General features: G+C 73.2%; 9 protein-coding genes and 1 riboswitch. Of the genes, 3 read left to right on the top strand and 6 right to left on the bottom strand.

Annotated elements, in window-relative coordinates:
• Positions 1 to 17: 17 nt before the first annotated feature.
• From ileS to ACGFH8_RS24050, 6 genes are all read right to left on the bottom strand, one after another.
• Positions 18 to 3,164, bottom strand: coding sequence for an isoleucine--tRNA ligase (gene ileS, locus ACGFH8_RS24075; protein ID WP_393370855.1), 3,147 nt, complete (start codon positions 3,162 to 3,164; stop codon positions 18 to 20).
• A 288-nt stretch (positions 3,165 to 3,452) separates the two neighbouring features.
• Complete coding sequence (locus ACGFH8_RS24070; protein WP_393370853.1) at positions 3,453 to 4,118, bottom strand: hypothetical protein; 666 nt, start codon at positions 4,116 to 4,118, stop codon at positions 3,453 to 3,455.
• A gap of 20 nt (positions 4,119 to 4,138) precedes the next feature.
• Positions 4,139 to 4,951, bottom strand: a complete 813-nt coding sequence (locus ACGFH8_RS24065; RefSeq protein ID WP_393370850.1) for a metallophosphoesterase — start codon at positions 4,949 to 4,951, stop codon at positions 4,139 to 4,141.
• Between the two features lie 19 nt (positions 4,952 to 4,970).
• The gene (locus ACGFH8_RS24060) at positions 4,971 to 5,513 is read right to left on the bottom strand and encodes a hypothetical protein (RefSeq protein WP_393370847.1); all 543 of its coding nucleotides are present in this window, start codon (positions 5,511 to 5,513) and stop codon (positions 4,971 to 4,973) included.
• Between the two features lie 65 nt (positions 5,514 to 5,578).
• Entirely contained in the window at positions 5,579 to 6,289 is a 711-nt protein-coding gene (locus tag ACGFH8_RS24055; protein WP_393370845.1) for a hypothetical protein, read from the bottom strand.
• A complete protein-coding gene (locus ACGFH8_RS24050; RefSeq protein WP_393370843.1) occupies positions 6,282 to 6,737 on the bottom strand; it encodes an RNA polymerase sigma factor in 456 nt (151 codons plus the stop codon). The genes ACGFH8_RS24055 and ACGFH8_RS24050 overlap by 8 nt, the downstream gene beginning before the upstream one ends.
• A gap of 247 nt (positions 6,738 to 6,984) precedes the next feature.
• Here ACGFH8_RS24050 and ACGFH8_RS24045 point away from each other — a divergent pair, with 247 nt between their 5' ends.
• The 3 genes from ACGFH8_RS24045 to ACGFH8_RS24035 all read left to right on the top strand — a co-directional run bounded on the left by ACGFH8_RS24045 (position 6,985) and on the right by ACGFH8_RS24035 (position 14,004).
• Positions 6,985 to 7,320 carry a hypothetical protein gene (locus tag ACGFH8_RS24045; RefSeq protein WP_393370840.1) on the top strand — a complete coding sequence of 112 codons (336 nt, stop codon included), beginning with the start codon at positions 6,985 to 6,987 and terminating at the stop codon, positions 7,318 to 7,320.
• A 255-nt stretch (positions 7,321 to 7,575) separates the two neighbouring features.
• Positions 7,576 to 7,705: riboswitch (cobalamin riboswitch) on the top strand.
• A 333-nt stretch (positions 7,706 to 8,038) separates the two neighbouring features.
• Entirely contained in the window at positions 8,039 to 11,707 is a 3,669-nt protein-coding gene (gene cobN, locus ACGFH8_RS24040) for a cobaltochelatase subunit CobN (RefSeq protein ID WP_393370838.1), read from the top strand.
• Positions 11,704 to 14,004 (top strand): VWA domain-containing protein, encoded by a 2,301-nt coding sequence (locus ACGFH8_RS24035; protein ID WP_393370835.1) that lies wholly within the window; start codon positions 11,704 to 11,706, stop codon positions 14,002 to 14,004. Before cobN ends, ACGFH8_RS24035 begins: the two co-directional genes overlap by 4 nt.
• The last annotated feature ends 39 nt before the right edge of the window (positions 14,005 to 14,043 follow it).

The following is a 14,043-nucleotide window of genomic DNA, read 5'->3' as shown; positions in this document are numbered from 1 at the left end:
GTCCACCCCGGCGCCGTTCAGGCCCGCACGACGTGCACCACGATCTCCTGACCGTCGCCCACGGTGCCGGAGAAACCCTCCGACAACGCGTCCAGCACCGTCAGCGTGAGCGCGAGGGTCTCGTGCGCGATGAGCAACTGGTGCGCGGAGATCGCCGCCGCCACCTCGGCGGGCGCGGCGATCGACACGGTGATCCGGTCGGCGACCTCGAAGTCGGCGTCGCGGCGGGCCTGCTGGACGATGCGGACGACGTCGCGTGCGACGCCCTCGGCCGCCAGTTCGGGGGTGATCGCGGTGTCCAGCGCGATCGTCACTCCGCGCTGGGACTCCACGACCCAGCCGGTTTGCGGCACCTCCGTGACCAGGATGTCGTCCGGGCCCACCTCGACCTGGGCGCCGTCGACCGTCAGCGGGAAGGTCCCGTTCGCCCGGACACCGTCGACCAGCTCCCGTGGGGCCACGGCGGCGACGGCCTTCGCGACGTGCTGGGTGCGGTTGCCGAACCGGCGGCCCAGGGTCCGGAAGTTCGCCTTGACCCGCACGTCGATGACCCCGCTCTGGGAGTCGAGCGGCTGGAGGATCTTGACGTTCAACTCGTCGCCGATGTCGTCGAGCAACGCCTGCGGGAGCACCGTGCCGGCCGGTAGTCCCACGAGCGCGCGGCTCAACGGCTGCCGGATCCGCAGGTTGCTCGCCTTACGCGCGGACCGGCCCGCCTCGGCCAACGCCCGCGCCGTGGCCACCTGGGCCGACAACTCGGCGCTGATCAGCGTGGTGTCGGGCGTGGGCCAGGTCGCCAGGTGCACCGACTCCGGGGCCGACCCGGCGCCACGCCTGATCACCTGCTGCCACACCTCCTCGGTGAGGAAGGGAATGAACGGCGCGAGGAGCCGGGTGAGGATGTCGAGGCACTCGTACAGGGTGCTGAGGGCGTCCGGGTCGCCCTCCCAGAAACGCTGCCGCGAGCGCCGCACGTACCAGTTCGACAGGTCGTCGACGAAGTCGGCGAGCAGTCGGCCGGCGCGGGCCGTGTCGTAGTTCTGGAGTCGTTCGTCGACGGCGGCGGCGAGGGCGTGGACCTCACCGACGATCCACCGGTCCAGCACCTGCCGTTCGGCGACCGGCTGCGCCACCTGCGGCGCCCACGTCGAGTTCGCCGCGTAGAGGGAGAAGAACGCCGCGGTGTTCCAGTACGTCATCAACACCTTGCGGACGATCTCGTCGAGGGGACCGGGCCCGATCCGGCGCGGCGACCACGGTGAGCCGGAGCAGGCCATGAACCAGCGCACCGCGTCGGCGCCGTGCGTGTCCATCAACGGGATCGGCAACAGGATGTTGCCCAGGTGTTTGCTCATCTTGCGGCCGTCCTCGGCCAGGATGTGCCCGAGGCAGACGACGTTCTCGTACGGTGACCTGTCGAAGACCAGGGTGCCCACCGCCATCAGCGTGTAGAACCACCCCCGCGTCTGGTCGATCGCCTCGCAGATGTACTGGGCCGGGTAGGTGCGCTCGAAGATCTCCCTGCTGCCCGGCACGTGGGGGTAGCCCAGCGACGCGAACGGCATCGCCCCGGAGTCGTACCAGGCGTCGATCACCTCGGGCACCCGGACGGCGCTGCGACCGCAGTCCGGGCAGGCGAAGGTGACCTCGTCGACGTACGGGCGGTGCGGATCCAACTCGGACAGATCGGCGCCGGCCAGCTCTCCGAGCTCCGCACGGGAGCCGACGGCTGTCACGTGGTTGTCCGGGCAGCGCCACAGCGGCAGCGGGGTGCCCCAGTACCGGGAGCGGGACACCGCCCAGTCGATGTTGTTCTTCAGCCAGTCGCCGTACCGGCCGTGTTTGATGTGCTCGGGGAACCAGTTGGTCTTCTCGTTCTCCCGGGTCAGCTCGTCGCGTACCTCGGTGGTCCGGATGTACCAGGACGGCTGGGCGTAGTACATCAGCGGGGTGTGGCACCGCCAGCAGTGCGGGTACGGGTGCGCGAACGGCTCGTGCCGGAACAACCGGCCGGAGGTCCGGAGGCGGTCGATGAGCAACGCGTCGGCGTCCTTGAAGAACACCCCTCCGACCAGGTCGATGCCCTCGTGGAACCGCCCGTTCGGGGCGACCGGGTTGACCAGCGGCAACCCGTACGCGCGGCAGACGGCGAGGTCGTCCGCGCCGAAGGCCGGCGCCTGGTGCACCAGGCCGGTGCCGTCCTCGGTCGTGACGTAGTCGGCGAGGACCACCCGGTGCGCGTCCGGGATGTCCACCAGGTCGAACGGCCGCTCGTAGCGCACCCCCTCCAGGGTCGACCCCGGTACGGTCGCCAGGATCTCCGCCTCGTCTCCGAGCACCCGCCGGGCCAGCGGTTCGGCGACGACGAACGTGCCCCGCTCGGTGCGGGCGAGGGCGTACGTCACCGTGGGGTGGACGGCGACGGCGGTGTTGGACACCAGGGTCCACGGTGTGGTGGTCCAGATCAGCAGCTCGACACCGCTGTGCCCGGCCACGTCCCCGTGGACCGGGAACCGCACGTACACGGACGGGTCGGTGACGGTCTCGTAGCCCTGCGCCACCTCGTGGTCGGACAGGGTCGTGCCGTCGCGGGTGCAGTACGGCGCGACCCGGAAGTCCTCCACCAGGCGCCCGCCGTCGTGGATCTGCTTCAGTGACCACCAGACGCTGTCCACGTACTCCGGTGACATCGTCTGGTACGGGTGCTCCAGGTCGATCCAGTATCCCATCCGCTGGCTGAGCTGGACGAACTCGTCGACGTGCCGCAGCACCGAGGTACGGCACCTGGCGTTGAACTCGGCGATGCCCATCTTCTCGATGTCGGGCTTGCCGCCCAGCCCCAGCTCCTTCTCCACCGCCAGCTCGACCGGGAGGCCGTGGCAGTCCCATCCGGCGCGGCGGGGCACCGAGAAGCCCCGCATCGTCCGGTACCGGGGGAAGAGGTCCTTGAAGACCCTGGCCTCGATGTGGTGGGTGCCCGGCGTGCCGTTGGCGGTCGGCGGCCCCTCGTAGAACACCCACGGCGGACCGTCGGCGGTCTGTTCCAGACTCCTGTCGAACACGTTGTTGGTCTGCCACCACTCGATGACGGCACGGTCCATCCCACCAAGGTCGATCTTGGTGGGCAGTGGCACGAATGGCGACTTCGACGGACCGTCCGGCACCGACGCTCTCCCTACACTCCACATCCGCTCGCGCGGGCATCAGCTCACTGCCCACGCGGGGACGAAGTGTCTGGCGTCTGGCCAGGACTCCGCGGTACCACCCCGCTTGCGCCCCGACCGTGCGGGCGCCGCTTGATTTCGCGACGTGACGTGCCGCTCCGTCCGGGTCTAGTGAGGCAGCGGGCTGCCCGTTCTTCCGGAGGCTCCCCGGTGATGGCCGGATCGGTGCCGATGCCGTCCAGCATAGCCGTCCGCACGCGCCGCCAAGGGCGGTGCCGGCGCGGAGCCCTAGGCGCGGAGCCAGACGCGCAGCGGACCGGTGGGGGTGAAGCCGGTTTCCAGGGCGGGGGCCAGGTCCGCCGTGGTTTCGTAGCCGACAAGCGCCGCGTCGGGCACGGTGGCGCACACCGCGCGCCAGATGTCGCGGGGGCGCTCGGTGCGGGAGAACAGGTTGGAGACGCCGTACGGGCCGCCGCCGCTGAGCACCGCTCCGCCGGTGACCGCACCCGTGTCGTCGTGGCGGGCGAGCACCCGTACCCGTGGGTCGGCCAGGAGCGCGGGGCGGAACAGCTTCCCACCGCCGTGGGCCGCCGCCCAGGCCGCCAGGTCGTCGGTGGTGACGACCGGGGTGAGGGGTACGGCGTCGGCCGGTGGCGCCGCCGGTTGCCGAAGGATCCACTGCGCGTCGAAGAGCACCCGGAACCCGTATCCGGACAGGTCGAGGTCGGCGAAGCTGTCCTTCACCGACGCGCCGGGCCCCGCGTCGATCCGGTCCAGCAGGGCCACGGCGTCGACGCCCGGCCGCCTGGTGACCGCGTCCGGGTACCACTGTGGCGAGCGGTGGGGGACCGACCAGGCGTCGGCGTCGGTACGGCCGGCCAGCCCGTGGCTGGCGCAGACGATGTCGCACCATTCGGCGTTGTCGCGGGCCGCCGTCCGCGCGTCGTCGAGCACGTCGGGAAGCCTAGCCAGGGTCAGCGGAGTCGGGTGAGCAGGATCCGGCCGCCCTCGTAGACGCCGCCGTCGATGGCGATGACTCTGTCGTCGGCGTACCGCAGCGCGGCCGCGACGTCCTGCGGCGCCACACCGAAGTGCTTGGTGAGGGTGCTGTGGCCGTGGACGAGCACGGTGCCCCCGAGCGTGCGTAGCATCGTCGACACCCGGTCGTCGGGGTTCGCCAGCACCGCGTCGCGAAAGGCACCCCGGTCGCTCATCCGGCCACAGAACTCCAGCCAGGCCGTGGGGTCGCCGGAGGCGAGAGCCATGCCGACCGCCGCGTTCACGGTGTCCACGCTTCGCCCCATCTCCAGGTAGCGGGCGGTGTCGGAGTGCACGAGCAGGAACCCGTCGACGACCGCGACCGCGGGCAGCCGCGTCATCCACTCGACATGCCGGGGCGTCAGCCGGCGCAGGTCCTCCTCCCGTCCGCCGAACCGGGCCCAGCCGCCCCGAAACCCGCCGGGCTCGTCCCACCCGGCAACGGGCGTGGTGCCGAACCGGTACGCGGCGAGCAACTGCGCCTCGTGGTTGCCCAACAGCACCCCGACGTGGCCGCCCGCCGCCCGTGCGGAGTCGGCGAGCCGCCGGATGTCGTCGATGACACCGACACCGTCCGGGCCGCGGTCGACGTAGTCGCCGAGCAGCCACAACCGCGCGCCACCCCCGGCCCAGTGGCCGGTGTGGTCGACGAGCCCGGCCTCGCGGAGCGACTCCCGGAACTCCGACCGGTGGCCGTGGATGTCCGCCGCCACGTACAGCGGCGTGAGATCGTCGAGCAGAGTCACCATGGCCGCCACGGTACGTAGCTCAGGGGGCGTAGACCAGGTCCATCGTGTCGGTGTGCCCGGACCAGCGCAGGTCGAGATGCCAGCACCCGGCCTGCGGCATGTCGATGATCGACGGGCCCGGACCGCCGGCGACCTCTCGGGTCACCCGGGTGGCGGTGCCGTCCAGCGTCGCGGTGATCACCAGGGTCGACGGCGCGGTCGGGTCGGGTGAGGTCGTGGAGGCGCGGGCCACCCACAGGATCTTGTTGTTCGACCCGTCCTCGCGGACCTGGCGCAGCGGTTGGGCGAACAACACCGCCAGGATGTCGCCAGTCTTGCCGAAGACGTGCGGGACCTGGCTGCCCCCGTGGAACCCGGCGTCCGCCCAGTCGGGCAGCGACGTCGTCTCGATCCGCGAATGGCAGCCCGTCGCGGCGCTCGCCGCGCCCGTGGCGCCTGCCGCGCTCGCCGCGGTGGTGGCGGTGGTGGCGGACGGTGCCGCCGACCCGCCGCTGGCCGTGGTCGTGCAACCCGCCAGCAGCACCATGGATGCCGCCAGCAGCGACCTGCCCCATGAACTCATCTCGATCCCTCCGTACCGCGTCGGCGACTCGTATCTTGAGGACACCTGTCGCGCCCGTCCGGTTCCTAGCGCAGCGAACGGGCGATCTCGATCGCCTCGGCCTGGGTGCGGGCGCCCTCGAGCCGGTAGCTCACGTCGGCGTCCTGCCAGATCAGGGTCGAGGCGGCCAGCCGGGCGCTCTCCTTGTGGACCGTGCCCGCCCGGTCCACGTACGACAGCACGTGCGGGCCGTCGACCCACACCGCGAAGTCGCCGTTGACCTCGACCCACTCCGCTCCCGGCGGGATGACCTCCTTGTGGAAGGACAGGTTGAGACGACCGTCGAACGCGTCGATGCGCAGCGCGCCACCGTCGTAGAGCAACGTCGCCACCCGGCAGGTGCCCGTGGGGTCGGGGTCGGCGACGACCACCCGCTCGGGCGGCCCCAGCTTCGCCGGCAGGCGGATCGGGAACCGTACCGCTCGTCGTGCCTCGTCCAGACCGGCGATCCGCTGCCCGGGCAGCGGCGACGCGACGCCGCTGGGCGTCGTCTGGTCGGGCGAGACGGCGATGCTGACGCCGGCGAAGCGCAGCAGCCCGGACACCACGTCGGCGACGGCGGCACGGGTCGGCGGCAACACCGCCACCAGTACGGCGGCCAGCGCCGCCGCGGCGAGCGGACGCCACCGCAACGCCGGCCGGTGGAGCCGTTCGCGGACCTGGGCGCGCACGTCGGGCGGCTCGGGCGTCTCCAGCCAGGTGGACAGGTCACGCAGTTCCCGTTCGAGGTCACCCATGCCGGACCTCCTCCCGGTCGAGGAGGCCGCGAAGCTTCGCCAGGGCCCGGGACGTGCGCGACTTCACCGTGCCCCGGGGCCAGCCCAGCGTCGCCACCGTCTCCTCCTCGCTGAGGTCGAGGAAGAACCGGCAGACGATCACCTCACGGTCGCGTACCGGAAGTTGCCGTAGGGCCCGCACCAGCGCGGCGCGGCGCTCCCCGGCGAGGACCGCACCCACCGCGTCGTCCTCGGCGATCTCCGACGCCGGGTCCGCCGCCGCGGCGCGCAGGACGAGCCCGTCGCGCCGGCCGCGCGACCGGTGCAGGTTGCGGGTCTCGTTGGCGACGATCGCGAGCAACCAGGACCGGAAGGACGACTCGCCCCGATAACGGGACAACTTGCGGTACGCCTTCACAAACGCCTCCTGGGTGACGTCCTCGGAGTCCGAGCCCGCGCCGAGCAGCACCGCCGTCCGGTACGCGGACGCGGTGTGCCGAGCGACCAGCAGGTCGTACGCCTCCAGGTCACCTGCGCGAGCGCGGGTGACGAGCGCCTCGTCGTCCAGGGGAACCTCCGTTCGGGATCACACTCATGACACCGCCCACGCTCGGCGGGTTCCAACCCTCGTCGGGTCAGCTGTCTCCCACCCGGCGTGCAGCGTATTGCCAGGATTTGGTGCTGCACTGGAGGGGCGTCGAGGGAAGGGGTGGGGCATGAGCTGGTTCAGTCGGCGGTCACGGGGTGCCGAAGCGACCCCGACGAAGCTGGACCGGGAGGCGACCCGGGACGACCTCGCCGCGCTGGAGGCGTTCGTCACGAGCCGGCGCGGGGTGGAGTTCTACCTGGAGCCGGAGACCACCGCGACGGACACCACGGTGGTGGCGATCGCCCACGACGGGGAGTGGATCCGGCGCCGCACCGGCACACCACGGGCGGCGGGGTCCATCGCCCGCAAGCACGCGGTGCCGCTGTACGAGGCGGGCCGCACCGGCTATCCGGAACGGATGCGGGTGTGGAGCCGCGCCCACCCGGAACGCCACGCCCGCTGAGGCGGGTCCCCGGCTCAGGCTCGTCCGCTCAGGCGGTCGCGACGGCTGAGTGGCAAAGAGGAGCCGCACAGGCACTCGACCCCCTCTGCGGGCGCCCTCCGCCACCGGCCCATCAGCTTGCCGTCTGGTGCGTCAGGCGACCCCTGCGCGCCGATATTTCCGCAGGTCAATGTGGTGAGCGTGGCCGGACGACGCCGGGGTCGGCGTTGACCGGCGGCGCGGCGGTGTGGCAGCATTCGCGGCCTGACGGCAGTGAAGGAAGTCGGTGCGATTCCGACGCGGTCCCGCCACTGTCACCGGGGAGCGATCCCCCCTCGTGAGTCACGGCCGTGTGTCTGCGGCTGGAAGGCCGGGGGAGAGCGTCGATCCGGAAGCCAGGATACTTCGGCCGTCGGGATGTGCCCCAGGGCGTGGACACCCGAGGAGGACCCGATGACGCACAGCGTCTCATTCATCGACGATCATCGTCATGACCCGCATCGCGGGCGCTGCGCCGCGCCCACGGCCGGCCGCGCCGGCACGTCTCGGGCCGGCCGCCGCGGCGTACGCCAGGCCGTTGGCTTTCGGTACCGCTGAGTCGAACGCCTGGCGCTGACCGGCCCCGACGTCCGCGTCGGCATGCCGTCCACCCGGGCCGTCGTACCGGCTGACGCCGTACCCACCCGCTTCGTCCGGGCCGCCTCCGTGGCGGCCGGGGCGTCACTCTCCGGAGCCTGCCGTGCGCATCCTGCTGCTCTCCACCGCCGACACCGACCTGCTGGCCGCCCGCGCCAGCGGCGCCGACTACCGGCTCGCCAACCCCGCGCGGGTCGCCGCCGACGAGGTGCCCGCCCTGCTCGACGGGGTCGCCCTCGTCGTCGTACGCCTGCTCGGCGGTCGGCAGGCGTGGCCGGACGGTCTCGCCGCGGTGCTCGCCACGGGTGTGCCGACGGTGGTGCTCGGCGGCGAGGCGCTGCCCGACGCGGAGCTGATGGCCATCTCCACAGTGCCGTCCGGGGTCGTCACCCAGGCGCTGGCGTACCTGGTCGAGGGCGGGCCGGACAACCTGGCGCAGTTGGCCCGGTTCCTCTCCGACACGGTGCTGCTCACCGGCGAGGGGTTCGCCCCGCCCGCGCCGACCCCGGCGTACGGCGTGCACGGCGAGCACCCGACCGACCCGCGACGGCCCACCGTGGGGATCGTCTTCTACCGGGCGCACGCCCTCGCCGGCAACACCGACTTCGTCGACGTCCTCGCCGACGCGGTCCACCGAGCCGGCGGCAACCCGCTGCCGATCTTCTGCGGCTCGCTGCGGGGGCTGACCACGGGCGCGGGCCCGCTCGGGCTCTTCGCCCGCTGCGACGCGCTGCTGGTCACCGTGCTCGCGGCCGGTGGCGCGGTCGCCGCGGACGCCTCCGGTGGCGGCGACGAGGACGCCTGGGACGTCGGCGCCCTGGCCGCCCTGGACGTGCCGATCATCCAGGCGCTGTGCCTGACCAGCACCCGCGAGCAGTGGGCCGGCAGCGACGCCGGTCTGTCCCCGTTGGACGCGGCCATGCAGGTGGCCATCCCCGAGTTCGACGGCCGGATCGTCAGCGTGCCGTTCTCGTTCAAGCAGATCGACGCCGACGGGCTGTCGGTCTACGCGGCCGACGCCGACCGGGCCGCCCGGGTGGCCGGGATCGCCGTACGCCACGCCCGACTGCGGTACGTGCCCGCCGCCGACAAGCGGGTCGCCGTGGTGCTCAGCTCGTACCCCACCAAGCACTCCCGGGTCGGTAACGCCGTCGGGCTGGACACCCCGGTCTCGGCGGTCCGGCTGTTCGCCGCGCTGGCCGAGGCCGGCTACGACCTGGGTGACGCGCCGCCGCCCGACGACGGCGACGCGCTGATCCACGCGCTGATCGCCGCCGGTGGACACGACGTGGAGTGGCTCACCCCGGAGCAGTTGGCCGCCGCCGAGGCCCGGATACCGGGGCCGACGTACCGGCGGTGGTTCGACCAGGTCCCGGCCGAGCTGCGCGAGCGGATGCGGGAGCACTGGGGTGAGCCGCCCGGCCAGCTCTACACCGAGAACGGGGACATCGTCCTCGCCGGGCTGCGCTTCGGCAACGTGGTGCTGCTGATCCAGCCGCCGCGCGGCTTCGGGGAGAACCCGATCGCCATCTACCACGACCCGGACCTGCCGCCGAGTCACCACTACCTGGCCGCGTACCGCTGGTTGACAGCGCCCGTCGCGGACGGCGGCTTCGGCGCGGACGCCGTGGTGCACCTGGGCAAGCACGGCACCCTGGAGTGGCTGCCCGGCAAGGGCCTCGGCCTGGCCGCCGACTGCGCCCCCGACGCGGTCCTCGGTGACCTGCCGCTGGTCTACCCGTTCATCGTCAACGACCCGGGCGAGGGCACCCAGGCCAAGCGCCGCGCGCACGCCGTGGTGATCGACCACCTGGTGCCGCCGATGGCCCGCGCCGAGACCTACGGCGACCTGGCCAAACTGGAGCAACTGCTCGACGAGTACGCCACCGTGCAGGCCCTCGACCCGGCGAAGGTGCCCACCGTGCGGGCGCAGATCTGGGACCTCGTCCGCGCCGCCGAGCTGCACCACGACCTGCACGCCGAGGCGATGCCCGACGCGGACGACTTCGACGAGTTCGTGCTGCACCTCGACGGGTACCTCTGCGAGGTCAAGGACGTGCAGATCCGCGACGGGCTGCACATCCTCGCCGACGCGCCCACCGGTGAGCCCCGGGTCAACCTGGTCCTCGCGGTGCTGCGCGCCCCGCAGATCTGGGGCGGCGCCCACGCCCTGCCCGGCCTGCGGCAGGCGCTCGCCGTCGCGTACTCCCTCGACGAGCAGGAGCTGCTGGCGGCACCGGGAGAACGACTGACGGTGCCCACGGCCTTGACCGACGTGGTGGACGGGCCGGCCGGCACCGCCGCCGACGCGATCGACCTGATCGAGGCGCTCGCCCGGCGGTTGGTCGTCGGGATGGAGACGCTGGCCTGGGACGCCGGGGCCGTGGACGCCGTCGTCGCGGAGGTGACCGGCCAGTCGATCCCGGACGTCGCCGCCGTGCTGCACTTCGCCGCCACCGAGCTGGTGCCCCGACTGGACCGCACCACCGACGAGCTGACCAACACCCTCGGCGCGCTCGACGGACGGTTCGTGCCGCCCGGCCCGTCCGGCTCACCCACCCGGGGTCTGGTCAACGTGCTGCCCACCGGGCGCAACTTCTACTCCGTCGACCCCAAGGCCATCCCCAGCCGCAACGCCTGGGACGTCGGGGTGGCCCTCGCCGACTCGCTGCTGGCCCGGCACCTCGCCGACACCGGGGCGTACCCCCGCTCGGTGGGGTTGACCGTGTGGGGCACCAGCGCCATGCGCACCCAGGGCGACGACATCGCCGAGGTGCTCGCGCTGCTGGGCTGCCGACCGGTCTGGGACGAGCGGTCCCGGCGGGTCACCGGCATCGAGGTGGTGCCGACCGCCGAGCTGGGCCGGCCCCGCGTCGACGTGACCGTGCGGATCTCCGGTTTCTTCCGCGACGCGTTTCCGCACGTGGTGGCGCTGCTCGACGACGCCGTCCGGCGGGTCGCCGCCCTGGACGAGCCGGACGAGGAGAACTACCTGCGGGCGCACGTCGCCGCGGACCTCGCCGAGCACGGCGACGAGCGGCGGGCCACCGCCCGGATCTTCGGTTCCAAGCCCGGGGCGTACGGCGCCGGCCTGCTGCCCCTGATCGACGCCCGGACCTGGCGCAGCGACGCCGACCTGGCCGAGGTGTACGCGGTGTGGGGCGGCTACGCCTACGGCCGGGGCCTGGACGGGCGGGAGGCGCGCGCCGACATGGAACGCTCGTTCGCCCGGATCGCGGTGGCGGTGAAGAACCAGGACACCCGCGAGCACGACATCGTCGACTCCGACGACTACTTCCAGTACCACGGCGGGATGGTGGCGATGGTCCGCCACCTCACCGGCACCTCGCCGCAGGCGTACGTGGGTGACTCGGCGATGCCGCACGACGTGCGGACCCGCACGCTGGGCGAGGAGACCCGGCGGGTGTTCCGGGCCCGGGTGGTCAACCCGAAGTGGATCGCCGCGATGCGCCGGCACGGCTACAAGGGCGCGTTCGAGCTGGCCGCCACAGTGGACTACCTGTTCGGCTACGACGCCACCGCCGGGGTGGTGGACGACTGGATGTACGAGCACCTGGCCGCCGCGTACCTGTTCGACGACACCACCCGCGAGTTCCTGGAGCAGTCCAACCCGTGGGCGCTGCGGGGCATCACCGAGCGGCTGTTGGAGGCCGCCGACCGGGGGCTGTGGGCCAAACCCGAGCCGGCCACCCTGGACCGGCTGCGCGACACGTACCTGGCCAGCGAGGGCGACCTGGAGGACCGGGCATGACCGACACCACCTATCCGTTCAGTGCGGTGCTCGGCATGGCCGACATGCGGTTGGCGCTGCTGCTCAACGCGGTGTCCCCGGCGATCGGCGGCGTGCTGGTCCGGGGTGAGAAGGGCACCGCCAAGTCCACAGCCGTACGGGCACTCGCCGCGCTGCTGCCCCCGGTGAGCCGCGTCGCCGGCTGCCGCTTCGGCTGTGACCCGGCCGAGCCGGACCCGCGCTGCCCGGACGGCCCCCACCGGGCCGACGTCGCCGCCGAGACCCGTCCGGCCCGTCTCGTGGAGCTGCCGGTCGGCGCCGCCGAGGACCGGGTGGTCGGTTCGCTGGACCTGGAGAAGGCCCTCGGCGAGGGGGTACGCGCCTTCGAGCCGGGCCTGCTCGCCGCCGCGCACCGGGGCGTGCTCTACGTCGACGAGGTCAACCTGCTGCACGACCACCTCGTCGACCTGCTGTTGGACGCGGCGGCGATGGGTCGCAGTCACGTCGAGCGGGAGGGCGTGTCGGTCAGCCACGCGGCCCGGTTCCTGCTGGTGGGCACCATGAACCCGGAGGAGGGGGAGCTGCGTCCGCAGCTACTCGACCGGTTCGGGCTCACCGTCGAGGTGGGCGCCAGCCGGGACCCGGAGGTCAGGGTCGAGGTGGTCCGCCGTCGGCTCGCCGCCGACGCCGACCCGGCCGGGTTCGCCGCCCGGTGGGCCGACGCCGACGCGGAGATCGCCGGCCAGGTGGCCGCCGCCCGCCGCCGGCTTCCCGGGGTACGCCTGCCGGACGCCGCGCTGCGGCAGATCGCCGAGGTGTGCGCCGCGTTCGACGTGGACGGTATGCGCGCCGACATCGTCACCGCCCGTACCGCTCTCGCCCACGCCGCCTGGCACGGCCGGGACCGGGTCGGCATCGACGACGTCCGGGTGGCCGCCCGACTGGCTCTGCCGCACCGCCGCCGCCGCGACCCGTTCGACACCCCCGGCCTGGACGAGAAGCGCCTCGACGAGGCGTTGCAGCGTGCCCAGGACGCCCACCCCGACGACCCGGACGACGACGGCCCCGACGACCGCGGCCCGGACGGTGGCGGCCCGCAGGGCGGCGGTGGCCCGGCCGGCGATGGCGGTCCGAACGGGGGCGGCACGAACGGGGGCGGCCCGAACGGGGGCGGCCCGAGTGGCGGCGGCGCGCGGGGCGGTGACGGCGGCGACCAGGGTGGACCCGGGTCGCCTGGGCACTCGGCGGCGCGGGACGGCAGTGGCCGGGACGGGCGCACCGACGGCCCGGACGGTGCCGTCGGGTGGCCCCAGCACCAGACGGGCGACGACGGCTGGCCGCAGCGCCAGCGAGCCGACGACGACGGGCCGCAGCGCCAGCGAGGCGACGACGGGTGGCAGCGCCAGGCGGGCGACCGGGGCGGTGACGGCCAGAACTCGCGCCCGCGTGGGGGCCGGGAGTCGGCGACCGGTGACGACGATCCGACCCGGAGCGGCGGGAAGTCTCAGCCGGTGGCCGTACCCCGGGGTGGGTTGAAGGCGCGGGTGCTCACCGCGCCCGGCGTGGGTGACGGGGTGCCGGGCCGGCGGTCGCGGGCCCGCACCGGACGGGGGCGTACCACAGGCGCCCGGGTGCCGACGGGCCGTGTCGGCGCGCTGCACCTGCCGGCCACGATCCGCGCCGCCGCGCCGCACCAGGCGGTCCGGGGTCGGCGCGGCGGTCCGCTGCGACTGCGCCCGGACGACGTGCGTGAGGCCGTTCGCGAGGGACGCGAGGGCAACCTGGTGCTGTTCGTGGTGGACGCGAGCGGCTCGATGGGTGCCCGGCAGCGGATGGGCGCCGTCAAGGACGCGGTCCTCGCCCTGCTCACCGACGCGTACCAGCGGCGGGACAAGGTCGCGGTGATCGCGTTCCGGGGGAGCGGCGCACGGACGCTGCTGCCGGCCACCTCGTCGGTGCTGGCAGCCTCGACCCGGTTGGCCGAGTTGCCGACCGGTGGGCGTACGCCGTTGGCCGAGGGCCTGCTCGCCGCCGCCGATCTGCTGCGGGTGGAGCGCCTGCGCGACCCGAAGCGCCGCCCCCTGGTCCTCATCGTCACCGACGGCAGAGCCACCGCGGGTCAACGTCCGCTCGACCGCGCGGCAGCAGCGGCAAAAGTCCTGGCCGCGACGGCCGCGCCCTGCGTGGTCGTCGACTGCGAGTCCGGCCCGGTCCGCCTCAACCTGGCCACCCGTCTGGCAACCCAGCTGAACGCCCCGAAAACCACCCTGGAAGCCGTCACCCACCCCCGCGATCTTGCACTTTCTGTCGCGGCATAACGGGATCAAGTGCGCAGATGACCGACAGAAACTGCAAGA

The organism is Micromonospora sp. NPDC049175, from assembly GCF_043197345.1.
Lineage (GTDB): Bacteria > Actinomycetota > Actinomycetes > Mycobacteriales > Micromonosporaceae > Micromonospora.
Note: the sequence above shows the minus strand (reverse complement) of the source record. Positions and strands in the feature narration are given on the sequence as shown.

Bases quoted from the DNA above. Each gene is read 5' to 3' on its own strand.
- ACGFH8_RS24045 (WP_393370840.1), top strand. From the start codon at position 6,985: ATGAGCTGGTTCAGTCGGCGGTCACGGGGTGCCGAAGCGACCCCGACG.
- ACGFH8_RS24065 (WP_393370850.1), bottom strand. From the start codon at position 4,951: ATGGTGACTCTGCTCGACGATCTCACGCCGCTGTACGTGGCGGCGGAC.
- ACGFH8_RS24060 (WP_393370847.1), bottom strand. From the start codon at position 5,513: ATGAGTTCATGGGGCAGGTCGCTGCTGGCGGCATCCATGGTGCTGCTG.
- ACGFH8_RS24055 (WP_393370845.1), bottom strand. From the start codon at position 6,289: ATGGGTGACCTCGAACGGGAACTGCGTGACCTGTCCACCTGGCTGGAG.
- ACGFH8_RS24035 (WP_393370835.1), top strand. From the start codon at position 11,704: ATGACCGACACCACCTATCCGTTCAGTGCGGTGCTCGGCATGGCCGAC.